Here is a 23,469-nt window from a genome sequence, read left to right on the forward strand (position 1 = left end):
CTTGTTATCTTAGTAATTTATAGAAAATCAATTCTTTATGCTCAAAAAAGTTTTTGGAAGTGCCGTTTTTGGTGTTGAAGCTACAACGATTACAGTAGAAGTAAATGTAGATAAAGGTGTAGGTTACCATTTGGTCGGACTTCCAGATAACGCCATAAAAGAGAGTAATTACCGTATTGCAGCAGCTTTGCAAAATAACGGTTACAGAATTCCAGGAAAGAAGATTACAATAAACATGGCGCCAGCCGATTTACGCAAAGAAGGTTCTGCTTACGATTTAACTTTGGCAGTGGGAATTCTAGCAGCATCTAATCAAATTAAAGCAGAAAATTTAGACGAGTATCTCATAATGGGTGAATTGTCTTTAGATGGTAGTTTACAGCCTATTAAAGGCGCGTTGCCAATTGCGGTAAAGGCTAGAGAGGAAGGTTTTAAAGGTTTTATTTTGCCAAGCCAAAATGCCAAAGAAGCAGCAATAGTTAATGATCTCAAGGTTTATGGTGTCGATAATATAAAACAAGTCATCAATCATTTCGATAAGGATGAAACCTTAGAGCAAACCATTATCAATACACGAGAGGAGTTCTATAAAAATCTTGATTTCCCTGAGTTTGATTTTGCAGATGTCAAAGGGCAAGAAAGCATAAAACGTTGTATGGAAATCGCTGCTGCTGGAGGTCATAATATTATTCTTATTGGCCCGCCAGGTTCTGGAAAAACGATGTTAGCAAAGCGGCTGCCAAGTATCTTGCCACCAATGACGTTGCATGAAGCACTAGAAACAACCAAGATTCATTCTGTTGTTGGGCGTGTTAAAGATCATACAGGATTGATGGCACAGCGACCGTTTCGTAGTCCTCATCATACGATTTCAAATGTCGCTTTAGTTGGTGGCGGAAGCTATCCACAACCAGGTGAAATCTCACTATCGCACAACGGAGTTTTATTTTTAGATGAGTTACCCGAGTTTAAACGTGAAGTTTTAGAAGTGATGCGTCAACCGTTGGAAGATAGAGAAGTCACTATTTCTAGAGCAAAATTTACAGTCACTTACCCAAGTTCGTTTATGTTGGTAGCTAGTATGAATCCAAGTCCAGGCGGTTACTTTAATGATCCTGATGCGCCAGTAACATCTAGTCCTGCTGAGATGCAACGTTATATGAGCAAAATCTCGGGACCGCTTTTAGACCGTATTGATATTCATATTGAAGTGACTCCTGTTCCTTTTGAGAAACTATCCGATGACCGAAAAGGTGAATCTTCCGTAGATATTAGAAAACGTGTAACAGCTGCGAGGGAATTACAAACCAAACGCTTTGAAAATTTGGAAAACGTGCACTACAATGCACAGATGAATACTAAACAAATACGCGAGTATTGTAAACTCGATGAAGCCTCTTTAGAATTACTAAAATCAGCTATGGAGCGGTTAAATCTTTCTGCAAGAGCGTACGACAGAATCTTAAAAGTATCAAGAACCATTGCGGATTTAGAGGGTTCTAATGATGTCACTGGAGCACACATTAGCGAAGCTATTCAATATAGAAGTTTGGATCGCGAAGGCTGGTTGGGTTAATCGTCTTTTAAGAAATAATTTTTAACATTTTCATTGCTTTTACTATCTCTCCATTCAAAAGCAAGTTCTTCTTCAACAATGAAGCTATAGCTATTAGAAGCCATTTTACCAGAGGTGTCTTTTTCAAAAGCCATTATAGTGCCTAAACGTGTTAAATCCATGTAGCGGTTTTCAGATATTGGTAGTAATTCTACTTTGGCCAATTCTGTCTCATTATCTTTACGTTTGTAATAAAACTTGCCATCTTCTAGCCAAAATTTCCTTGGGCCATAATCACCAGCAAAAGCTTCATTCTGTTTCAGAATTAAAGCTTCATCGTTATCTTTAATATACCTTAAATAAGCAATTATATTTGGTAAATAGCCGTGTTTAGGATTTTCTTTAAAAGCTATCTCGTATAGTTTTAAAGCATTCTCAAGATCACCTTTGTCAAATGCTTTGTGAGCATTTTGTATAAATTCGTCTTCTTTCCAATACCAAAATGCATTTTGGTTTTTATAATTATACTGAATAAAATTGATGCCAATTGGTTTTTTATTCTCATTAAGAATGAGTTTGTGCTGAAAAGTCTGATCGTTTAAAAAACCTGATACAGCAGTATGCTCGCCTGCAGGAATGAGCGCATGCATGGTCTGATTTTTTATATACTGAATAAGTCTGTTGTTGTCTATCCAATAGGTTTGTTCTTGTTCATTAAAACTTGAGCGATATGTGCCTTCAAATTTTTTGAGTTTAGCAATGTCATAACCTTCTTTTTGTATGTAAGCTAAAGCAGAATCATAGACTTTTGCTCTATACTTAGTATATGGAAAATGCAATTTTATATCCTCTAATAGTTTTTCGGCATTTTTAAAATCTCCTTTAAACAATGTTGGTTGAAGCCTGAACATTTTTAAGGAAGGGCTTAAAAACTCATATTTCTTAATTTCCTCAATGAGCATATCGTCGTTGCCATTAACCAAAGCAGCCATAGCAAGATTTATGCCTGTATCTGGACTTTGATTAATATTAAATAGCCTAGCAGACGATTCATAAAATTTATCAGTTTGTTTCGTTTCTCCATAAATACTGAAAAGCACATGATTGTAAAACTCATTCAGCGGGTCGACTTCTAGTTGTAATTTTACTTGCTCTATAGCGTCGTCAAAATTCTCGTAAGCTAAATTTCGCTGTATATATACTTCTAGTTGTTTTTGTAATGGTAATCTATATCTATATTTAAATGCTTTGTCTGCAAGATCTTGGACTTCTAATCTCCCTCGACTTACATGAAGCGATTGTTTTGCGTATTCTAAATAGGCTAGTGCAAATTCTTTGTCTATAGTCACAGCTTTGGTGTAATTGCCTTCAATATATTCTCTAACAGCTTCTAGAGAATTACTCATAAACTCATTTATAGGGTAGTCTAAATAGCGTAAATCTTTGCTTTCTACAAAACCAGAATTTTCTACTACAAATACAGAGATTTCATCAATTAGTTCTAGAAGATCTTCTCCCTTAAATTCTTTTTCTTTTAGGGATTTTCCATTGGTAGATTTTCGTTTATATACAGTAATGCTATAGCGATCACCTTCTTTATTAAAACTACCATCGATATAAAAGTCGTTAAAAATTGATGCATCTTCAATTTTTGTTGAGGTGTCTGTGTAAAAAGAAAAATCTGGGCTTAAACTTTTGTTCTGCAATAGATCTTCTTTTAAAAGTCTGCCAATTCCGTAGCGCATCCAGCTAATAGAATCGTTATTACTTAAATTTTCAAAACCATAGATAGGAACTCCAATTCTAAATTCTTCTTTAGTTATGGTTCTGGTTTGTGATTTACCAGATTCGTCAGTGTAGTTTATTTCTTTGGTAGTGGCACCTAAGTCGCTATTTCCAAAGCCAAAGTAAAGTCCTAAAAATAGCAGTATAAAATTAAGTGGAATAATTATTTTTTCTCTAAGCTTTATAACTCGCTTGCTCAATCGCTCTTGGTGATAGAAGTATATAAGAAGTGAAGGACTAATGCCAATAAAAAACCACAATAAAATATCTACCCAATACGGCGAGATGTTGTAACGGTTTAAAACCCAATCTACAAACTGAAGAAAGGTCCAGGCGGCAACCAAGTAAGCGGCAAAGAATTTTAGTGTGTTAATCCATTTCTTTTTGGTTTCAGGAGTCATGACTTTTGGTAATAGCTTTTTTTTTGAAAATACAGTGTAAGATTCAACTTTAAAGATAAACAGTATTGTGAGTATATCAAGAGTAAAGCATCAAAAGTTATGTAAAATTACTTTTTAATGTATTTTTACTAGATACACAGGGTTTTTATTAAAAACATAAAAAAGTAATACATGAAATATTATAAACTTCTAATCATACTTGTCTTGTTGGTAGGCTGCCAGAATTCTGAAACAGCAAAGAAGGATTCTAAGCCAGAAACAAAAGTTGAAATTGCAGATGTGCCACAACTTAATTTAGAGCAAGCCAATCGTTTAGCAACATTACCAATTCATTGTATTAATGCCGAATATCCTAATAAACTAGGACAGGTTTTAGGTGGTAATGAAGATTTAAAATCTCCACAAGAATTGCATCCTGCATTTTATGGCTGTTTCGATTGGCATTCGGCTGTGCATGGCCATTGGAGTTTGGTAAAACTGTTGAAAGAATTTCCTGAGTTGAATAATCGTGAAGCTGTTATTCAAAAATTATTAGCTAACATTTCAAAAGAAAATATAGCACAAGAGGTCTTATATTTCAAAGGGAAACATAATACCTCTTACGAGCGTACATATGGTTGGGCTTGGTTGCTAAAGTTGGCCGAAGAGTTGCACACATGGGATCATGCTGATGCTAAAATCTTAGAAGAAAATCTTCAGCCTTTAACCAATTTAATTGTTGAGCGTTATTTGGAATTTCTGCCAAAACTAAATTATCCAATTAGAGTAGGAGAGCATCCTAATACTGCTTTTGGGTTGAGTTTTGCTTATGACTATGCTTTGGCTACTGATAATACACAATTACAAACTTTGATTGAAACCAGAGCAAAGGAATTTTATTCAGACGATCAAGATTGTCCGTTAGAGTGGGAGCCGAGTGGTTTCGATTTTTTATCACCTTGTTTAGAGGAAGCTGCATTAATGAAGCGCGTTTTGGCTAAAGATGAATTTTTGTCTTGGGTGAATGATTTTCTTCCGGAATTGAATAATGAAGATTTTGATATCGAAGTTGGTAAAGTGTCAGATAGAACCGATGGTAAGTTGGTGCATCTCGATGGAGTGAATTTTTCAAGAGCATGGAGTCTAAACTATATTGCGAAGGATTTACCAGAGTTTAATCATCTTCAAAATTTAGCAAACAAGCATATTAACTATTCCTTGCCAAGTATTGTTGGTGATAGTTATGAAGGAGGTCATTGGCTTGGGAGTTTTGCTATTTGTGCTTTAAATTCAATAGAAAACTAATGAAAAACTGGTTCCGAAATATTGGGCCAGGACCTTTGGTAGCTGCTGCATTTATTGGTCCAGGAACTGTAACCGTTTGTACTTTAGCAGGTGTTAATTTTGGTTATGCTTTGCTTTGGGCAATGGTATTGTCGGTTTTTGCAACCATAGTTTTACAAGAGATGGCAGCGCGATTAGGAATTATTGCCCAAAAAGGATTATCTCAGGTTATTCGAGAAGAGGTAAAAAGTCCTGTTTTAAGAGGTTTTAGTGTTGTTCTAGTATTATCTGCTATTGTTGTTGGTAATGCGGCTTACGAAGCAGGAAACATCAGTGGAGGTGCGTTGGGTTTAGAAACACTTTTAGGGCATCCAACCGTTAGTGTGTTTAATGTAGAGTTGTCTGTTATTCCATGGATATTGGGCTTGCTAGCCTTTATATTATTGTACTTAGGAACCTATAAAGTGCTTGAAAAAGTTTTGGTCGGTCTCGTTATTTTAATGAGTTTGGCGTTTCTGTCAACAGCAATTCTTACCAAACCAGATGTTATCAGTATACTGAAAAATATGCTGGTACCACAATTCCCTGATGACGGTATATTAACTATTGTAGCGCTTATTGGTACAACTGTAGTGCCTTACAATCTGTTTTTGCATGCGTCTTTGGCAAAAACGAAATGGAATAATAAATCAGATATTAAATTAGCCAGAAAAGATACTGTTTTGGCTGTGGTTTTAGGAGGTATTGTTTCTATGAGTATTATTATTTCAGCAGCAGCAATCAATATAAAAGATGTAAGTAATGCAGCAGATTTGGCTTTGGCTTTAGAGCCATTATTTGGTGTTAATGCCAAATATTTTTTGTCGGTTGGTTTATTTGCAGCAGGAATTACAAGCGCCATTACAGCACCTTTGGCTGCGGCTTACGTGGCAAGTGGTTGTTTAGGGTGGCAAACAGACTTAAAATCTATGCGTTTTAGGGCAGTTTGGATGTTTATCTTAGGTCTTGGTGTTGTGTTTTCTTCGGTAGGTTTTAAATCCATAGAAATTATAAAATTCGCTCAGGTTGCTAATGGTTTACTATTGCCTATAATTGCAGGCTTTTTATTGTGGATTATGAATAAAACATCGGTTTTGGGCAATTTTAAAAACTCAAAATTTCAAAACTTTTTAGGTTTAATTATTTTGGTAATCACTATCTTATTAGGACTAAAAGTAATTCTAAGTGTTTTTAATCTTATATGAGTTTTAAAACTGTAGATATTAATGCCGATGTTGGTGAAGGTTTAGGCAACGAAACAATGTTGATGCCTTTTCTGTCATCATGTAACATTGCTTGTGGTGGTCATGCAGGTGATGCCAAAACCATGACTGAAGTAGTGCGTTTAGCCAAAACTCATAAAGTGAAGACTGGTGCGCATCCTTCATTTCCTGATGTGTTGAATTTTGGTAGAGCAGTTATGGATATCTCTGCTGCAGATTTGTACAGTAGTTTAAAATCGCAAATCCGAAATTTGCAACAAATTCTGTATAATGAAAATGCACAATTGCATCATATAAAACCACATGGTGCGCTTTATAATTTAGCAGCTAAGGACGAAAAAACTGCAAGAATAATTATTGAAGTTGTAAAAAGTATTGCTATGCCAATTCAACTTTATGTGCCCTATAATTCTGTGATTTCTAAGCTTGCTGAACAGGAAAAAATCAGTGTCACTTTTGAAGCTTTTGCAGACCGAAATTATGAAGAAAATTTAAGCCTTGTTTCGCGTAAAAAAGAGGATGCAATTCTGCATGAAAATTCAAGAATTTTGAACCATATTTTAGGGATGATTCATCGCGAAAAAGTAACTGCCATTAATGGAGTAGAATTGCCGATAAAAGCATCAACATTTTGTGTGCATGGAGATACTAAAAATGCAGTTGAAATTTTGGAATTTTTAAGCAAAGAACTACCAAAATATAATGTAAAAATTCAATAGTTTTTTATGGATTTTGAATTGAAGTTTTCGCGTTATAATGAGTGCTCCATTTTAATAGAATGGCCTGCTGTAATGGATGAAAATATGTTGAAAAACATATTGAATTACAAAAAATCGATTCAAAATTCATGTATTAAATCAATTGTTGATATAATCAATACATATAATTCATTATTAATAATTTACGACTTAACTATTGATGATGTCTATGGTGAGATTTCACGATTAAAATCACTAAAAATTGAAGTAGATACTAATGAAGAGTCGTCATCAAAATTATGGCGAATACCTGTCTGCTATGATGATGATTTCGGCATAGATTTGGAAGCGTTTTCTAAAGAAAAACAGCTTTCAAAAAACGAAGTTATTGAGCTTCATTCTTCTGCAATATACACTATTTTTTTTATTGGTTTTTTACCAGGATTTTTATACTTGGGTGGCCTTGATGAGAAGCTTTATTTAGATAGAAAATCTACACCTAATTTAGATATAAAAAAAGGGTCTGTTGGTATAGGTGGAAACCAGACCGGAATCTATCCAAAAAACAGTCCTGGAGGATGGCATATTATTGGCAAAACTCCAATTGATTTTTTTAACCCAAAAAGTAGTCCACCATGTTTTTTTAATGCAGGTGATAAACTTCAGTTTTTTGCAATTTCAAAAGCGCAATTCTTAGATTTAGAACAGAACATAATAAACAATCAGTTTCAACTAACACCAGAATTGTATGCTTAAGGTTTTGCAACCAGGATTTTTTTCAACCATACAAGATCTTGGCCGATTTGGTTACAGAGATAAAGGTGTTCCCGTTTCTGGAGCTATGGATTTATATTCGGTGCAGTTTGCAAATGCGTTATTAGGTAATGCTAAAGGTTCAGCAATAATTGAAATGACAATGCTTGGTGGGAAATTTCAATTTTTAGAACCTACTATAATTGCTATATCTGGAGCTTTTATGAATCCAAAACTGAATGGTGAACCAGTAAGTCAAAATAAGTTAATTAAAATTCAACCGAATGATGTATTGCATTTTGGTGCTGCAGTGAAGGGTTTTAGGACATATTTGGCTGTAAAAGATGGCTTTAAAACCGAAACGATTTTAGGAAGTAGGAGTATGTATCCATCTGTTACAACTCAAAGTGTTCTTAAAACGAATGACCAGATTATTTATAAGCCTTTTCAAGGTGTCCAAGAAACATTTACTAAAGTGAGATATGATGATACGTGCTTAGAGTCCAGTGTTTTAGATGTTTTTAAGGGTGTAGAGTTTGGTATGCTTTCAGAAAATCAAAAGCAACAATTGTTTTCAAAGGATTTTTCGGTCTCAAAGAATAACAATCGTATGGCATATCAGTTAGAGCCTGCGCTAGATAATTACTTACAGCCGATATTAAGCTCTCCGGTTTTACCAGGTACAGTGCAGTTGACACCCAATGGTTCTTTAATTGTTTTAATGCGAGATTGCCAAACTACAGGAGGTTATCCTAGAGTTTTGCAGTTAACACAAGAGGCGATAAATTCCCTTGCTCAAAAAACTTTGGGAAATACAATAAAGTTTAGACTAAAAGAATAAATTTGTAAGAAAATAATTAATAATAGTTTTATATGTTTCATAATTTCAATAAATTAGTTTAGACTATTAATTTAAATCTCTACATATGAAAAAACTGTTATTACTAATTGTAGGTGTGGTAATTGGTATTGCCGCGGCGTATTATTATTTATCAAGCAATCAAAATTTAGAAGAAATGACTAAACCAAAAGGATTGATCACTCCATCCGAAATTAAAACATTAGATCAAGCATATAATAGCAGACATACTCTTATTAGTGATTCACTGATTGATAGACCAGACAATAGGTCGTCCTGGTATTCTATAGAAGAGATTGAGTCTTACATCGCTTATGCCAAGGAACAAGCTGATTCTTTGGGTTACACCTTAGACGGATTAAGACTTTATGCTGGTGCCTATCCAGATACCAAAGAAGGACCAGGATTAATGACTATGTTCTTTGTGCCAACAGGCTCTAAAAATGTTTCAGAAGGTTCTATGTTGACAACTTTACAAGGTGGAGGTAATGATATACAAGGTGCTGATGGTCTTAATAGAGGTAGCAAAGGTGATCCTCCGAGTGCTAATTATCCTCAGTAAATGTCAAATTATATAGTAGCAATTCATATTGTTGAACTTATTGCTGCTCTTGCAGGTACTTATTATTATCTAAAAACTAGGGATAGCCAAATGAAAATTTTCATTTGGTATCTATGGCTTGTGGTTTTTGTTGAAACTGTTGGGATGTATGGTCATGTATTACTAAACAATTATGATTACGATTGGTTTGTATGGCTAAAAAACAGTGTTTTTTGCACTAATACTTGGTTGTATAATATCTATTCATTTGTCTCAATTCTAATATTCGGAAAGTTTTATTTAAAAATTATTCATCAGAAATCATCAAAAATCATTATTAAAGTAGCAGTTGTTGTATATGTCACATTTGCAATATTGTATTATTTAATTAAAGGAACATTCTTTGAAAAGTCATTGCCTTATGATGTTTTCATGGAAACATTTATTGTATTTGTTTTTGTAATTTTATACTACAAACAATTATTGGCTAGTAATAAGATTTTACTTTTTTATAAATTACCTGTTTTCTATATTAGTTCCAGCCTACTATTGTGGTATTTGTGTGCAGCTCCACTATTTACGTTTGATGGTTATTTTTTCGCAGTAAATAAAGGGTTCGTTCAATTTAGACACGTTTTCATGTTCCTTATTAATATGTTTTTATATTCATGCTTTACATTTGCTTTCTTATATACTATTCAATTCAAAAAAGAATAACGGAAGAGGAGATTGCATTAATTGTATATGTTGTCTTTTTTGTATTAACTATTGTTGTTGTTTTTGTTGTTTTCTTTTTGACCTTTCAAAAGAGAAAAAACCAACTATTATTAAAAAACATTCAGCAGCAAAAACAATTTGACGAAGAGCTTATAAAAACACAACAGGAAATTCAAGAGCAAACGCTTAAAAATGTTGGAAGAGAGTTACACGACAACGTAGGTCAGCTATTGGCATTTGCGACAATGCAGATGAATAGTGTTGCGCGTAATGCTGCCGAAGACCTTAAGCCTAAAGTAGCAAATGCTTCAGAAGCTTTAAAAGAAAGTTTAGCAGAGGTCAGAGCCTTGTCAAAATCACTAAACAGTGATGTTATACAAAATATGGGTTTTAAGCCAATAATAGAAAATGAAATTAACCGCTTGAACAAATCAGGCTTAATAGAAGTATCGCTTAAAATTAAAGGTAAGGATCAGAATCTTGAGAATAAAAAAGATGAGATTATCTTATTTAGAATTTTACAAGAATTTTTCTCTAATACCTTAAAATATGCTGAAGCTGAAACTTTAAAAGTTTATCTAGACTATGGTATAGATAAGCTCAAAATTAAGGTTAAAGATGATGGAGTAGGATTTGATACAGAAGGTGCTGAACAAGGTTCTGGAATGACAAACATGAAAAAGCGAGCAGAGCTTTTAGAAGCAGAATTTAATTTAGTGTCACAACCAGATAAAGGTACAGTACTAACCTTGATTTACCCTTACAGAAACGTTTAATTTTCGCAAGCTTGCCATAAAGTATCATTAGGTAAAGGTGCTGTAATACTCAATTTTTCTTTCTTTACAGGATGTGTAAATTCTAATCTTCTTGCGTGTAAGCTTATGCTGGCATCTTTGTTACTTCTTGGAAAACCATACTTTAAATCTCCCTTTATAGGGCAACCAATTTTAGCTAACTGACAACGGATTTGGTGATGTCTTCCTGTTTCTAAATCAATTTCGAGTAAATAGAAATTATCTAAAGTTTTTAAGATACGATAATTTAAAATTGCTTTTTTACTGCCTTCAACTTCGTTATCAAAGGCAGTAGATTTATTATTTTTAGGATTTTTCTTTAACCAATTAATAAGGCGGTCTTGAGACTTAGGTGGTTTGTTTTTTACCAAAGCCCAATAGGTTTTATTGGTTTTCTTTTCGGCAAATAATTTATTTAAACGAGGTAAGGCCTTACTGGTTTTAGCAAAAAGTACAATACCAGTAGTTGGTCTGTCTAAACGATGCACAACACCCAAATACACATTTCCAGGTTTGTTGTACTTGTCTTTTAAAAAGTCTTTTACAATATCGCTTAGTGGTTTGTCTCCAGTTTTATCGCCTTGTACAATATCTCCAGCACGTTTATTAACCACTATGATGTGATTGTCTTCATACAGAATTTGAAGATTGTTCTTATTTGATAAAATTTTTGACACTACTTGTTGATTTTCCCTTTTGGGGAATAAAAGGGGCTTTTAATACTGCTCTTTCTCATTAGGAAAATCCTGACTCTTTACATCCTCAACATATTGACCTATAGCACTAGTCATTTCTTCATATAAATTCATGTAGCGACGTAAAAATCTAGGATTAAATTCGTGAGTCATACCAATCATGTCATGCAATACTAAAACTTGTCCATCTACACCATCTCCAGCACCAATTCCTATGACAGGAATACTTACGCTCTCAGCAACATCTTTAGCCAAGGCAGCAGGAATTTTTTCTAATACAATGGCAAAGCAACCTGCTTTTTCCAGCATTTTAGCATCTTCTCTTAAGCGTTCGGCTTCTTGTTCTTCTTTAGCTCTTACTGTGTAAGTCCCAAATTTATATATGGATTGAGGTGTAAGACCTAAATGTCCCATTACCGGAATTCCAGCATTTAAAATACGCTTTATAGAATCTTTAATTTCTTTTCCACCTTCGAGTTTTACAGCATGTCCACCAGATTCCTTCATAATTCTGATAGCAGAACGAAGCGCTTCTTTAGGATCACTTTGATACGTACCAAACGGTAAATCAACAACAACTAATGCTCTATCTATAGCACGAACAACCGATGAGGCATGATATATCATTTGATCTAATGTTATCGGTAATGTCGTTTCGTGACCTGCCATAACATTACTTGCAGAATCACCAACCAAAATAACATCAACTCCTGCACCATCTACAATCTTTGCCATGGTATAATCGTAAGCAGTAAGCATAGATATTTTTTCACCTCTAGACTTCATTTCTACAAGGCTCTTTACGGTAATTCTCTTATATTCTTTTTTTGCGACTGACATATATAGTTAAATTAATATTTGTAAAAATAAAGAGTTTTGTTAAACTTTCTTTAATCTAAAGCGCAAATACTGACAAATCATTAATTTGATTTAAAATTATTTCAATCATGAAAAAACTAATACTATTAATTGTATTTTCTTTATCGCTCGGTATTCAGGCACAAGACACAGATTCTGAAGCTGTAAAAACAACGATTATCAACTTTTTTGAAGCCTTCCATAAACAAGATACTACTGCTTTAAAGATCATGGCAAAAGGAAACATTAAGTTACAGTCTATAACTGTAAACAAGGAAGGGAAGTCAGTATTAACAGAGAGTGAATACAGTCAGTTTCTAAAAAGCATTGCAAGTATTCCTAAGGAAAATACATTTGAAGAGAAGTTATTAGATTTCAATATTCAAGTAGATGGAAATATGTCAAACGCTTGGACACCTTACGAATTTTGGTACAATGGTAACTTTAGTCATTGCGGTGTTAATTCCTTCCAACTAATAAAAGAAGATGAGGAATGGAAAATTATTTATTTAGTTGATACCAGACGAAGAGAAGGATGTCTAAAGTAGAATATTAGATTTAAACTAGATCATTAGATTATTAGAACTTTAGATTTCTAGATTAATGGAAGAATCTATCGCGTCTAAAAAATCTAACTAATCTAATAAGTCTAACTAATCTAAAAAGTCTATATTAACAATCACTCAAATGTACACCAACAGCTAAACCACCTTCAGAGGTTTCTTTGTATTTTGTGTTCATATCCTTAGCAGTTTCCCACATGGTATTTACGACCTTGTCTAAAGGAACTTTCACATTATTAGGATCAGTTTCTAAAGCTAATTCTGCAGCATTGATAGCTTTTATAGCTCCCATAGAATTACGTTCTATACAAGGAATTTGAACCAATCCACCAATAGGATCACAGGTAAGACCAAGATGATGCTCCATAGCAATTTCGGCAGCCACTAAAACTTGTTCTGGTGTTCCGCCAAGTAATTCGCACAATGCACCAGCAGCCATAGCGGATGACACACCAATCTCGGCTTGGCAACCTCCCATTGCAGCACTTATGGTTGCACCTTTTTTAAAGATGCTGCCAATTTCGCCTGCCACGAGTAAGAATTTTTTAATTTCCTCAAAATCAGCATCATGATTTTCAATCACTAAATAATACATCAATACAGCAGGAATTACACCAGCACTTCCATTCGTTGGAGCAGTTACTACACGTCCAAGCGATGCATTAACTTCGTTAACAGCTAAAGCAAAGCAGCTTACCCATTTTAGGATTTGTCTAAACTTTACTTCAGTTTTTCTAATGGTTTTTAACCATTCTTGAGGAGTTTCATAAGTGAAATCACCAATCAAATTTTTATGCATATCATATGCACGTCTGCGTACATTAAGTCCACCAGGAAGAGTGCCTTCGGTATGGCAACCAACGTACATACATTCTAACATGGTATCCCAAATACGTTGCAATTCAAAATCTATGATTTCAATATCTCTTATAGACTTTTCGTTTTCTAAAACAACACCAGAAATTGGTAAATTGAGCTGATGACAAAACTTTATGAGTTCATCACCATAAGAAATAGGATAAGGAAATGTGCAATAAAAAATAATCTTATTGGCTTTTGAAATCTTTCGTTCTTCTTGTACCACAAATCCGCCACCAATAGAGTAGTAGGTAGACTTGTAATTTCGACCATTAATTAATGCTGAAAATGACATACCATTGGCATGAAATGGTAAAAAGTTACGGTTGAACTTAATGTCTGTATTCACATCAAAAGTAATTGGTCTTTCGTTGTTAAACATTAAGGTGTTTGTATTCTTAATTGAAGAGATGATGATGTCTATAGTGTCAACTGGAATGCGCTCTGGATCAGCACCTGTTAAACCTAGTAATACAGCAAGGTCTGTAGCATGTCCTTTTCCTGTTAAAGACAATGAACCATATAGGTCTACAGTTATTTTTTCGACCTTATGAAAACGATTTTTGTCTTTAAGTTCTTTAATCCAACGTTCTGCAGCACGCCAAGGACCTAAAGTGTGAGAACTCGATGGTCCCACACCAATTTTCAGCATATCAAAGACAGAAATACATTCCATAAAATCAATTTAGTTAAACAAAGATATGAGTTGTTTTTCAAAGCAGAATATTAAAAACAAAAAGTCCGAAAATTATTTTTCGGACTTTCATGTTGTATCTCAATAAGAGCTTTTTATTCAACAAATTGCATTACTTCGCTATAATTATTGATATCAATATTATTGCTGCTAGCAAAATCTACAGGTAAAACAACAACTCTAAAGAACTGGTCTATTCTGTAAGCATCAGGTAAAGTGCTTAGATCTAATGAAGGCGAACCCTCAAGATAAATTGTTACAAGATCATAGTTGTGTTCATAGTTATAGGTAAACTGAGAACCGTCATCTGTATAAACAGTTTCAGGAAGTAATCTCCATACATCATAACCATCCACAACGTCTACAAGTCTGTAAACTAAAACCATATCCGATTCGAACAACTCAATATCAAGAGGAATTTCTAAGGTGTCTTGAAATCCATTAGTTGATGTGAAGTTAATTGGGATCTCATTTTCAAATGATTGTCCAACAATGTAAGTTCCTTGTGGTCCTTGAGGCCCTTGCGGTCCAGGATCACCTTCACAGGCAGTAAATAATAAAGTAAATACGGTAATTAAGGATAAAATACGTTTCATAATAACTAATTTTTTTGCCAATAATACATCAAAACATATTCCAAAGTATAGAAAGGTGTAAAATCTTTTCATAAAAGTAATCTGACATCATGTCACATTTTTTGTCATGGCATAATCATTGACTATTAGTAAACGAGTTTAAAAATTAAATACACAAAAAATATATACACTAATATTATGAGTAAGATTATTGGAATTGATTTAGGTACAACCAACTCTTGCGTTTCTGTAATGGAAGGTAACGAGCCAGTTGTAATCCCAAACGCTGAAGGTAAGAGAACTACACCTTCGGTTATCGCTTTCGTAGAAGGTGGTGAAATTAAAGTTGGTGATCCGGCAAAAAGACAAGCAGTAACTAACCCAACAAAAACGGTTTATTCTATTAAGCGTTTTATGGGTAACAAATATTCTGAGTCTAAAAACGAAGCAGAACGTGTGCCATATAAAGTAGTAAAAGGTGATAACGATACACCAAGAGTAGATATCGATGGTCGTTTATACACACCACAAGAATTATCAGCTATGATTCTTCAAAAAATGAAGAAAACTGCGGAAGATTATTTAGGACAAGATGTTTCTGAAGCTGTTATTACGGTGCCTGCTTACTTTAACGATGCACAAAGACAAGCCACTAAAGAAGCCGGTGAAATCGCAGGTTTAAAAGTTCGTAGAATTATTAACGAGCCTACTGCAGCAGCATTAGCTTATGGTTTAGATAAAAAATCTACTGACCAAAAAATAGTAGTATTCGATTTTGGTGGTGGTACGCACGACGTTTCTATCCTAGAGTTAGGTGACGGAGTATTCGAAGTATTATCTACAGATGGTGATACACACTTAGGTGGTGATGACGTAGATGAAAGAATTATAGATTGGTTAGCAGAAGAGTTTATTGCAGACGAAGATATGGACTTACGTAAAGATCCAATGGCTTTACAACGTCTTAAAGAAGCAGCTGAAAAAGCTAAGATTGAGTTATCATCTTCTGCACAGACAGAGATTAACTTACCTTACGTAACAGCTACTGCTAGTGGACCAAAGCACTTGGTACGTACATTAACACGTTCTAAATTTGAGCAGTTAATCGACGATTTAATTAAACGTACTATTGAGCCTTGTGAAACTGCATTAAAAGCAGCAGGTTTATCAAAATCTGATATTGATGAGGTTATTTTAGTAGGTGGTTCTACACGTATACCAGCTGTACAAGCAGCAGTAGAGTCTTTCTTCGGAAAAGCACCAAGTAAAGGTGTTAACCCAGACGAAGTTGTATCTCTTGGTGCAGGTATCCAAGGTGGTGTATTAACAGGTGATGTAAAAGACGTTCTTTTATTAGACGTAACTCCATTATCTCTTGGTATTGAGACAATGGGTAATGTAATGACTAAGTTGATAGAAGCTAACACTACGATTCCTACAAAGAAATCGCAAGTATTCTCAACTGCAGCAGACAATCAGCCATCGGTAGAAATTCACGTATTACAAGGTGAGCGTCCAATGGCAGCAGATAACAAAACAATTGGTCGTTTCCACTTAGATGGAATTCCACCAGCAAGAAGAGGAACACCTCAAATTGAAGTAACGTTTGATATTGATGCTAACGGTATCATTAAAGTATCTGCTGAAGATAAAGCAACAGGTAAGAAACAAGATATTAGAATTGAAGCGTCTTCTGGATTAACTGAAGAAGAAATCCAAAAGATGAAAGCTGAAGCAGAAGCTAACGCAGATGCAGATGCTAAGGCAAAAGAAACTGCTGATAAATTAAATCAGGCAGATGGAATGATTTTCCAAACTGAAAAGCAGTTAGAAGAATTTGGTGATAAATTATCTGACGATAAGAAAAAGCCAATCGAAGATGCTTTAGCAGAATTAAAAACGGCTTATGAGTCTAAAGATATCGCAGTTATAGAACCAGCTTTAGAGAAAATAAACGAAGCTTGGAAAGTAGCTAGCGAAGAAATGTACAAAGCACAAGCAGAAGCTCAGCAAGGTGGAGCAGCAGGTCCTGATGCAGGAGCGCAAGGTCAGCCAACTGACGAAGCTAGCGATGTAGAAGACGTAGACTTCGAAGAAGTGAAGTAATTATTTGTTATTCCTGCGAAGGTAGGAATCAAGAATAAAATAAAACGCAATCATTCATTTGGTTGCGTTTTTTTATTTTTATGCAGATAATTAACAACAAAAGAAGTTGAATTTAAGACGAAACATTTTTTGGTTTCTAGATAAGATTAAAGGTCAGCCTTTAAAGCAGCTATGTAAACGAACTTACGCAATTTTAGAGGCAGAAAATCGAGAATGGTCTAAAAATGAAAATGCAAAACAATTGAATAAGTTGATTGCACGTGCAAAGCAGACCACATCATTTTACAAAAATAAAGAGTTTAACACCCTTCAAGATTTTCCTGTAATCAATAAGAATATTATTAGAGAAGATTTTGATGCTTTTTTTTCTTCAAAATTTAACAAGAAAGCATGTAAAGTAGCTTCAACAAGTGGCTCAACAGGTTCACCTTTTAGTCTTTATCAAAATCCTGAAAAGGTTTATAAAGTACAGGCTGATAATATTTACTTTTCACAAAAATCGGGTTATGAAGTTGGTGATTTTTTGGTCTTTATCAGAATTTGGCCAAAACGAATTGATAGCAAATTGCGTTTTAATTTCTTATTGAAAAACTTTATGCCATGGAATATCCTCAATCTTTCAGATAATGGTATGGAGCAGCTTATTTCAAAATTGAATAAACGAAATGAAGAGATTAGTTTTTTGACTTATCCTACAGCCTTAGAAAAAATTTGTAAATACATCGATAGGTTAGAACACAACCCAATTCAGTTTAAGACCAAGTCCATAATTACCATGTCTGAGGCCTTAAATGATTATACCAGAAATCAGACAGAACACTATTTTGGTGTAACACCTTTGTCACGTTATTCAAACAACGAAACAGGTATCATGGCACAACAAGTTAGCCCTAATGACCAACGCTTCAGAATTAATGATTCTAGTTACGTTATGGAAGTTCTAGAGCTGGATTCAGATGCTACAGTACCATATGGTAAACCAGGTAGAATAGTACTTACAGATCTTTATAATTTTGCAACACCTTTGTTGCGCTACGATACAGGTGATATTGGAATTGTGGAAGAAGAAAATGGAATAGAATACTTTACTAATATTTCGGGTAGAAAAGTAGATCAACTTTACGATACTAAAGGAAATTTAATTCCATCACATTTATCATTGCGATTAATGGATTATGGTAAGTTTAGACAGTTTCAACTCGTTCAAAAAACTAAAAAAGAGTATCATATCAATCTCAATACAGATACTAAAGTTGATGAAGCCAAAATCATCACAGACTATAAAGCTCATTTTGGTGATGATGCTGTCATAAAGATTAACTATGTAAATGAAATTCCGCTTTTATCGTCTGGTAAACGACGCGAAGTGGTAAACGAGTATTACAAGTAATTAGGCAGTATGCATCAAATCTAAGGTTCTATCTTTTTCGGTATGGATAGGAACACCATAGGCTAATTTAAAATCGCCTATAGATTTTAAAACTAATGAAGCACCACCAATAACTGTATAATCTCCGATGGTAATGCCTTGGCTCACTGAAGCGCTTAAACATATAGATGAGCAAAAACCAATACTAACATTTCCAGCGATAGTAACGCCAGAAGAAAGACTAGAAAAATCAGACATCACAGAATCGTGTCCTAGTGATGCTTTTGTGTTTAAAAGACAGAATTTACCTAGCTTAGCATTAGCATTTACAATAGTGCCTGCCATTAAAACAGCACCTTCTGGTACTAATATGTCTTCTGCTAAAATTGCACTTGGATGAACAACAGGTACAAATTCAATCTTTGGTGCTATTTTTTTAATACTTCTGTATATACTTAATCTTAGGTCATTGTCACCAATGCCAATAACAATACCTTCTATATTAAACTTTTTAATTAGAACGGAAAGTGAGTCTAGGTTTCCAATAATTTTATAACCATATACAGCAGAATTAACAGGTTTATAAGAGTCTGTAAAACCGATGAGGTTGTAGTCATTATTCTTTAAAATAATGTCAACAATCATTTTAGCATGTCCAGAAGCACCATAAATTACTATATTTTTCATTTCATTAGGTTTTGACAAATTAATTGGTCTAGGGTCAACAATCGAATTGTCAAAGTAGATTTGGTTACGGTTCGAAGATATCCATTCATTGTTAATTACAGCAGTAATCACGCTGAACAGTGTAATTTCATCCATTAAATGTGAAAATCTTGTACTATTTAGAGCTATTTTTGCAGTAATTTTTTGAAATTTAGTATTTCAATTTTAGACAATTTATGGCATTTAATAGATCTTTTTCAGTAGAAATAAAACCTAAAAACTTAGCAGTAAAGCTTAATGCAAAAGGAGAACAATCTGTTGTGAAAGGTCATCCTTGGGTGTTTTCTAATAGTATTGTTAAGATAAATGATGATGCGAAAACAGGTGATCTTGCCATTGTTTTTAGCAAGAATAAAAACAAGGTTATTGGAATTGGATTATATGATGCCAAATCGCCAATTTGTATTAAGATGATTCATAATGCGCAGACAAAAGCAGTTATTAATCATGAATTTTTTCAACAAAAAATAGAAACTGCCAATCAAAAGCGTGAAGAACTACTTGAAACCAAAACCAACAGCTATCGGTTATTGTTTGGTGAAAATGACGGATTTCCAGGTTTAATAGCAGATGTTTACGATACCGTTTTGGTTGTAAAATTGTACTCTGAAATATGGTTGCCATATTTAGAATGGATTTTAGAAAGTCTTCAAGAGACCTCTAATGCTGAAACCATAGTGTTAAGATTGAGCCGACAATTAGAGAACAGCACTCATCATACTTTTACCGATGGAGAAGTAGTTTATGGTACCTTAGACAATGAAGTTGTAAAGTTTGTAGAGCATGGAGTCCATTTTTCAGCAAATGTTTTAAAAGGCCACAAAACAGGCTATTTTTTAGATCATAGAGACAATAGAAGACGTGTTGGTGAGTGGAGTAAAGGTAAAACCATGCTCGATGTATTTTCTTATGCTGGCGGATTCTCAGTACATGCATTAGCTAATGGAGCTACAGAGGTCACCAGCTTAGATATTAGCAAACAAGCGCTTGATGTTGCCAGAGAAAATGGAAAGTTAAACGATTATTCTGGAGTTCATACAACGATTTCTGGTGATGCATTCGTGGAAATGGAAAATCTCATAAAACAAAAAAAGACTTTTGATGTCGTTGTTATAGATCCACCAAGTTTTGCTAAGCAACAAAGTGAAATAGAATTGGCAAAGAAGAAATACAAACAGTTGGCAGAATTAGGTGAAAAGCTCACGGCAAAACAAGGTTTGTTGGTGCTGGCTTCGTGTTCATCTAGAGTTACAGGACAGTCGTTTTTCGATTTAAATCAAAATGTTTTAAATGCTCAAGGTCGATTGTTTGAAACCCTTTTAAAAACAAAGCACGATATTGATCATCCTGTTACCTTTCCTGAAGGTGCTTACTTAAAATGCGGTTATTATCGCTTTTTAGAATAAAAGTGTTATGCATGCATAATATTTTTTATATTTGAACAAACTTAATTAAGATGCAAACTAAACTAACCGAACTACTCAATATAAAATACCCTATAATACAAGCGCCTATGTTTTTGGTGTCTAACGTAGCTATGGTTACCGAAGCTATGAAATGCGGTATTGCAGGTTGTATTCCGGCTCTTAACTATAGAACACTAGATGAATTAAGAGCAGCAATAAAGGAATTAAAAGCTAATAAGGTAGAAGGAGGAGCTTTTGGTTTTAACCTAATAGTTAATAAATCTAACCCAAAAGCAAAGGACCAACTAAGAGTAATTTGTGAAGAAGGTTGCGATTTTATTTTAACCTCATTAGGAAGTCCAGAGGAAACCATTAGAGAGGCACACGCTGTTGGTATTAAAGTGTTTTGTGATATTACAGATCTACGTTTTGCGCAAAAGGTTGAAGGTTTGGGTGCGGATGCTGTTGTTGCTGTTAATAATGAAGCTGGTGGACATCGTGGTAATATTTCACCAAAGGATTTAATTTCTAATTTGGTTGAAAATTTAAAAATACCAGTAATCTCAGCAGGTGGAGTTGGGCAGAAGTCAGATATAGACAAAATGTTGAGTTATGGAGCTGTTGGTGTATCGGTTGGTAGTCCGTTTATAGCATCAGAAGAAGCTGGAGTTACAGACGAATATAAGCAGGCTTGTGTCGATTATGGTGCAAAGGATATTGTAATGACAGAGCGTATTTCTGGTACTCCTTGTACTGTGATTAATACACCTTATGTTCAAAAAATAGGAACTAAAGCTACTTGGATAGAAAATTTACTTAACAAAAATCGAAAGCTTAAAAAGTGGGTAAAAATGATTCGTTTTTCAATAGGTATGAAAGCTACTGAAAAAGCAGCGAAAAAGGCCACCTATAAAACGGTTTGGGTTGCTGGGCCAAGTATAGAACATACTAAAGAAATTTTACCTGTAAAAGATATCGTAGCTAAGCTTGTTGGCTAGATTGAATGAATATTTTTGGCTAAAGAAGGACCTCTTTTAGATTGTTATCAATTTTCGAGATGTATAGAGAGATTATTTAAGATTTTTATTAAAGCATTTTAAGAATCTCTTTCATGCCTTCTGTAGCGGTTTTAGCAATTACATTAATATTCTGATTCCTAACCACAGCAGGTTTAGGGTCTATGTAGTAAATTGGAGTATCATCACTAACATAATGCATTAAACCAGCTGCAGGATACACTTGCATACTTGTACCAATTATTAAAAGTATATCTGCTGTAATGCAAATTTCAACAGCTTTTTCAATCATAGGTACATCTTCCCCAAACCAAACAATGTGTGGTCTTAATTGATACCCTTTTTCACACGTGTCACCAAGGTTTATGTCTTCTGTCCAGACCTTTATATCTCTTGGGTTTCCTGTGCTTCTTACTTTTTTAAGTTCACCATGAAGATGTACTACATTTGTGCTACCAGCACGCTCATGCAAATCATCTACATTTTGAGTTACAATTGTAACTTTGTGGTTGGCTTCGAGTAAAGCGATATTTTTATGTGCTTGGTTGGGTTGTACTTCCTTAAGTTGTCGACGTCTTTGATTGTAGAAGTCTAAAACTAATTCAGGATTTTCTCTAAAACCTTCTGGTGAAGCTACTTTCATAACATCATGTCCTTCCCAGAGTCCATCATGGTCTCTAAAGGTTTTTACACCACTTTCAGCACTCATTCCAGCACCTGTTAATACGACGATGTGTTTCATTTTCTTAAGGTTTAGCTTTCCAGTTCTTATATATTGTAGATTCTACAAAGGCTTGGAGTTGATTAGAGCCATCGAGTTCCTTTTCTTCAAAAAAATCGGTTAATTCCTTTTTGTCATAACCATCATCAACTAGATTTTGGGCAATAGCTAAGGTTTCTTCAAAACGATTTTGAAAAGTAAGGCTTACCATTTCACCAATATGTGCAGAAAAACTAGCAGGATAATTAATCTTAATATAGTTATAACTTTTCTCAGCGTTTATATAGTCTTCTTGTAGTAAATATGCATGAGCTTTCATTAGATTTAAGAAATCATCTTCTGTTTCAAAGATGAGTTTGTCTATATAAATATGAACCATTTTGTAGTTTTCTTTCAGAAAATAATAGTCAATAAGTTTTAAATATAGAGTAGGATCATCAGGATATAATTCAGCAAATTCACCGAGCGTGTTTTCATATATTTTCTCATCGTATGATGAGGCAATTAAGGCTTTAATCAAAAGGAAGAACTTTTCATTTTTCATTGGTCCTGTAATGCTGTTAACAATTTCGTAAGCTTCTTTAGACTTTCCTTTTTGCAATAACCTTTGTGCTCTTGTTACTTTAAACATACTATTTACAGTACTTTCTTTAGAATCATTAGTATTATTTATTTCGTCTTCTAAAGACATTTTAAAAAGACGGTTCAATGTTTCTGATAGATGTTCGCCAGATAAGTAAATGTAAATGTCATTGACTTTAATATTTTCGCCATCAGAGCAAACTCTGTAATCGTGGTAATTAATACCAGTTTCTTCAGAATACATTCTAAAAGTAAAGTAGTAAGACTTTTCTACTATATTATAGCTGTAATTAATAAGGTTGTAGTAAGCGCCATATTCAATCTCATCAATTATTTTTAGAGCTAATTTATCTCCTGCTTTTCCAACACCATTTAAAAAGCCTTTAACGTAAGATTTATTAGAGTCAACATCAATACCACTTACTAGTTTTTGTTTAAAAGATTTAGTGTCAAAATATTTTTTGAATCCATCTGTACTTAAGTCATGAAATGAAGCTTCTATTTCTTTTGCAACGGTTGCAACTTTTTCATCATTTTCCTTAGATTCTTTGAGTAATTCACAAGAACAAATAGATTTGTCCTGAAAAGCAATTACAGATTGAAAAATTAAAAGAAACAGAATAGAGGTAAGGTATTTTAGCTTCATAGTGGTATCTTATTAATCAATAAATA

General features: G+C 34.0%; 22 protein-coding genes. 14 read left to right on the top strand and 8 right to left on the bottom strand.

The annotated features are described in order from the left end of the window. The first annotated feature begins 37 nt into the window (after positions 1–37). Positions 38–1,576 (top strand): YifB family Mg chelatase-like AAA ATPase, encoded by a 1,539-nt coding sequence (locus V1468_RS10175; RefSeq protein WP_331810137.1) that lies wholly within the window; start codon positions 38–40, stop codon positions 1,574–1,576. Here V1468_RS10175 and V1468_RS10180 read toward each other — a convergent pair. Beyond that, positions 1,573–3,741 (bottom strand): tetratricopeptide repeat protein, encoded by a 2,169-nt coding sequence (locus tag V1468_RS10180; RefSeq protein ID WP_331810138.1) that lies wholly within the window; start codon positions 3,739–3,741, stop codon positions 1,573–1,575. The two genes, V1468_RS10175 and V1468_RS10180, sit on opposite strands and share 4 nt — an antisense overlap. A gap of 171 nt (positions 3,742–3,912) precedes the next feature. On the opposite strand from V1468_RS10180, the gene V1468_RS10185 reads away from it, so the two are divergent. The 8 genes from V1468_RS10185 (at position 3,913) to V1468_RS10220 (ending at position 10,610) form a co-directional block, all read left to right on the top strand. Then, the gene (locus V1468_RS10185) at positions 3,913–5,025 is read left to right on the top strand and encodes a DUF2891 domain-containing protein (RefSeq protein ID WP_331810139.1); all 1,113 of its coding nucleotides are present in this window, start codon (positions 3,913–3,915) and stop codon (positions 5,023–5,025) included. Beyond that, positions 5,025–6,248, top strand: a complete 1,224-nt coding sequence (locus tag V1468_RS10190; RefSeq protein ID WP_331810140.1) for an Nramp family divalent metal transporter — start codon at positions 5,025–5,027, stop codon at positions 6,246–6,248. Before V1468_RS10185 ends, V1468_RS10190 begins: the two co-directional genes overlap by 1 nt. After that, on the top strand, positions 6,245–6,985 hold the full coding sequence (gene pxpA, locus V1468_RS10195) for a 5-oxoprolinase subunit PxpA (RefSeq protein WP_331810141.1): 741 nt from the start codon (positions 6,245–6,247) through the stop codon (positions 6,983–6,985). Before V1468_RS10190 ends, pxpA begins: the two co-directional genes overlap by 4 nt. A gap of 6 nt (positions 6,986–6,991) precedes the next feature. Next, entirely contained in the window at positions 6,992–7,720 is a 729-nt protein-coding gene (gene pxpB, locus V1468_RS10200) for a 5-oxoprolinase subunit PxpB (RefSeq protein WP_331810142.1), read from the top strand. Next, positions 7,713–8,558 (top strand): 5-oxoprolinase subunit C family protein, encoded by an 846-nt coding sequence (locus V1468_RS10205; RefSeq protein ID WP_331810143.1) that lies wholly within the window; start codon positions 7,713–7,715, stop codon positions 8,556–8,558. Before pxpB ends, V1468_RS10205 begins: the two co-directional genes overlap by 8 nt. Before the next feature lie 85 nt (positions 8,559–8,643). Beyond that, on the top strand, positions 8,644–9,138 hold the full coding sequence (locus V1468_RS10210; protein ID WP_331810144.1) for a hypothetical protein: 495 nt from the start codon (positions 8,644–8,646) through the stop codon (positions 9,136–9,138). Next, complete coding sequence (locus V1468_RS10215; protein WP_331810145.1) at positions 9,139–9,834, top strand: hypothetical protein; 696 nt, start codon at positions 9,139–9,141, stop codon at positions 9,832–9,834. It begins immediately after the preceding gene. 77 nt (positions 9,835–9,911) lie between these two features. Beyond that, positions 9,912–10,610 (top strand): sensor histidine kinase, encoded by a 699-nt coding sequence (locus tag V1468_RS10220; RefSeq protein ID WP_331810146.1) that lies wholly within the window; start codon positions 9,912–9,914, stop codon positions 10,608–10,610. On the opposite strand, the gene V1468_RS10225 is transcribed toward V1468_RS10220, so the two are convergent. Both V1468_RS10225 and panB read right to left on the bottom strand, forming a co-directional pair. Further along, entirely contained in the window at positions 10,607–11,305 is a 699-nt protein-coding gene (locus V1468_RS10225) for an RluA family pseudouridine synthase (protein WP_331810147.1), read from the bottom strand. The two genes, V1468_RS10220 and V1468_RS10225, sit on opposite strands and share 4 nt — an antisense overlap. Positions 11,306–11,344: 39 nt before the next feature. Then, positions 11,345–12,163 carry a 3-methyl-2-oxobutanoate hydroxymethyltransferase gene (gene panB, locus V1468_RS10230; RefSeq protein WP_331810148.1) on the bottom strand — a complete coding sequence of 273 codons (819 nt, stop codon included), beginning with the start codon at positions 12,161–12,163 and terminating at the stop codon, positions 11,345–11,347. Positions 12,164–12,270: 107 nt separating this feature from the next. On the opposite strand from panB, the gene V1468_RS10235 reads away from it, so the two are divergent. Beyond that, positions 12,271–12,729, top strand: coding sequence for a nuclear transport factor 2 family protein (locus V1468_RS10235; protein WP_331810149.1), 459 nt, complete (start codon positions 12,271–12,273; stop codon positions 12,727–12,729). Between the two features lie 124 nt (positions 12,730–12,853). On the opposite strand, the gene V1468_RS10240 is transcribed toward V1468_RS10235, so the two are convergent. Beyond that, positions 12,854–14,278 (bottom strand): L-serine ammonia-lyase, encoded by a 1,425-nt coding sequence (locus tag V1468_RS10240; RefSeq protein ID WP_331810150.1) that lies wholly within the window; start codon positions 14,276–14,278, stop codon positions 12,854–12,856. Positions 14,279–14,391: 113 nt separating this feature from the next. Further along, entirely contained in the window at positions 14,392–14,892 is a 501-nt protein-coding gene (locus tag V1468_RS10245; RefSeq protein WP_331810151.1) for a hypothetical protein, read from the bottom strand. A gap of 177 nt (positions 14,893–15,069) precedes the next feature. Here V1468_RS10245 and dnaK point away from each other — a divergent pair, with 177 nt between their 5' ends. Together dnaK and V1468_RS10255 are read left to right on the top strand one after the other, a co-directional pair. Next, entirely contained in the window at positions 15,070–16,977 is a 1,908-nt protein-coding gene (gene dnaK / locus V1468_RS10250) for a molecular chaperone DnaK (RefSeq protein WP_331810152.1), read from the top strand. 106 nt (positions 16,978–17,083) lie between these two features. Continuing rightward, a complete protein-coding gene (locus V1468_RS10255) occupies positions 17,084–18,367 on the top strand; it encodes a phenylacetate--CoA ligase family protein (protein WP_331810153.1) in 1,284 nt (427 codons plus the stop codon). Here V1468_RS10255 and V1468_RS10260 read toward each other — a convergent pair whose 3' ends face one another. Beyond that, on the bottom strand, positions 18,368–19,033 hold the full coding sequence (locus V1468_RS10260; RefSeq protein ID WP_331810154.1) for a NeuD/PglB/VioB family sugar acetyltransferase: 666 nt from the start codon (positions 19,031–19,033) through the stop codon (positions 18,368–18,370). 215 nt (positions 19,034–19,248) lie between these two features. Between V1468_RS10260 and V1468_RS10265 the strand changes: the two genes are divergently transcribed. Both V1468_RS10265 and V1468_RS10270 read left to right on the top strand, forming a co-directional pair. Beyond that, complete coding sequence (locus V1468_RS10265) at positions 19,249–20,478, top strand: class I SAM-dependent rRNA methyltransferase (RefSeq protein WP_331810155.1); 1,230 nt, start codon at positions 19,249–19,251, stop codon at positions 20,476–20,478. A gap of 50 nt (positions 20,479–20,528) precedes the next feature. Then, positions 20,529–21,476 (top strand): NAD(P)H-dependent flavin oxidoreductase, encoded by a 948-nt coding sequence (locus V1468_RS10270; protein WP_331810156.1) that lies wholly within the window; start codon positions 20,529–20,531, stop codon positions 21,474–21,476. A gap of 88 nt (positions 21,477–21,564) precedes the next feature. Here the strand turns inward: V1468_RS10270 and V1468_RS10275 are convergent, their stop codons facing one another. Together V1468_RS10275 and V1468_RS10280 are read right to left on the bottom strand one after the other, a co-directional pair. After that, entirely contained in the window at positions 21,565–22,236 is a 672-nt protein-coding gene (locus tag V1468_RS10275; RefSeq protein WP_331810157.1) for an SIR2 family NAD-dependent protein deacylase, read from the bottom strand. Positions 22,237–22,240: 4 nt separating this feature from the next. Next, positions 22,241–23,443 carry a hypothetical protein gene (locus V1468_RS10280; protein ID WP_331810158.1) on the bottom strand — a complete coding sequence of 401 codons (1,203 nt, stop codon included), beginning with the start codon at positions 23,441–23,443 and terminating at the stop codon, positions 22,241–22,243. Between the last annotated feature and the right edge of the window lie 26 nt (positions 23,444–23,469).

Source organism: Winogradskyella poriferorum (assembly GCF_036553625.1).
Classification (GTDB): Bacteria; Bacteroidota; Bacteroidia; order Flavobacteriales; family Flavobacteriaceae; genus Winogradskyella; species Winogradskyella poriferorum.

Bases quoted from the DNA above. Each gene is read 5' to 3' on its own strand.
- V1468_RS10185 (WP_331810139.1), top strand. From the start codon at position 3,913: ATGAAATATTATAAACTTCTAATCATACTTGTCTTGTTGGTAGGCTGC.
- V1468_RS10235 (WP_331810149.1), top strand. From the start codon at position 12,271: ATGAAAAAACTAATACTATTAATTGTATTTTCTTTATCGCTCGGTATT.
- V1468_RS10245 (WP_331810151.1), bottom strand. From the start codon at position 14,892: ATGAAACGTATTTTATCCTTAATTACCGTATTTACTTTATTATTTACT.
- V1468_RS10175 (WP_331810137.1), top strand. From the start codon at position 38: ATGCTCAAAAAAGTTTTTGGAAGTGCCGTTTTTGGTGTTGAAGCTACA.
- V1468_RS10275 (WP_331810157.1), bottom strand. From the start codon at position 22,236: ATGAAACACATCGTCGTATTAACAGGTGCTGGAATGAGTGCTGAAAGT.
- V1468_RS10215 (WP_331810145.1), top strand. From the start codon at position 9,139: ATGTCAAATTATATAGTAGCAATTCATATTGTTGAACTTATTGCTGCT.
- V1468_RS10270 (WP_331810156.1), top strand. From the start codon at position 20,529: ATGCAAACTAAACTAACCGAACTACTCAATATAAAATACCCTATAATA.
- V1468_RS10265 (WP_331810155.1), top strand. From the start codon at position 19,249: ATGGCATTTAATAGATCTTTTTCAGTAGAAATAAAACCTAAAAACTTA.
- pxpB (WP_331810142.1), top strand. From the start codon at position 6,992: ATGGATTTTGAATTGAAGTTTTCGCGTTATAATGAGTGCTCCATTTTA.
- V1468_RS10180 (WP_331810138.1), bottom strand. From the start codon at position 3,741: ATGACTCCTGAAACCAAAAAGAAATGGATTAACACACTAAAATTCTTT.
- V1468_RS10240 (WP_331810150.1), bottom strand. From the start codon at position 14,278: ATGGAATGTATTTCTGTCTTTGATATGCTGAAAATTGGTGTGGGACCA.
- V1468_RS10210 (WP_331810144.1), top strand. From the start codon at position 8,644: ATGAAAAAACTGTTATTACTAATTGTAGGTGTGGTAATTGGTATTGCC.
- pxpA (WP_331810141.1), top strand. From the start codon at position 6,245: ATGAGTTTTAAAACTGTAGATATTAATGCCGATGTTGGTGAAGGTTTA.
- dnaK (WP_331810152.1), top strand. From the start codon at position 15,070: ATGAGTAAGATTATTGGAATTGATTTAGGTACAACCAACTCTTGCGTT.
- V1468_RS10280 (WP_331810158.1), bottom strand. From the start codon at position 23,443: ATGAAGCTAAAATACCTTACCTCTATTCTGTTTCTTTTAATTTTTCAA.
- V1468_RS10260 (WP_331810154.1), bottom strand. From the start codon at position 19,033: ATGAAAAATATAGTAATTTATGGTGCTTCTGGACATGCTAAAATGATT.
- V1468_RS10190 (WP_331810140.1), top strand. From the start codon at position 5,025: ATGAAAAACTGGTTCCGAAATATTGGGCCAGGACCTTTGGTAGCTGCT.
- panB (WP_331810148.1), bottom strand. From the start codon at position 12,163: ATGTCAGTCGCAAAAAAAGAATATAAGAGAATTACCGTAAAGAGCCTT.
- V1468_RS10205 (WP_331810143.1), top strand. From the start codon at position 7,713: ATGCTTAAGGTTTTGCAACCAGGATTTTTTTCAACCATACAAGATCTT.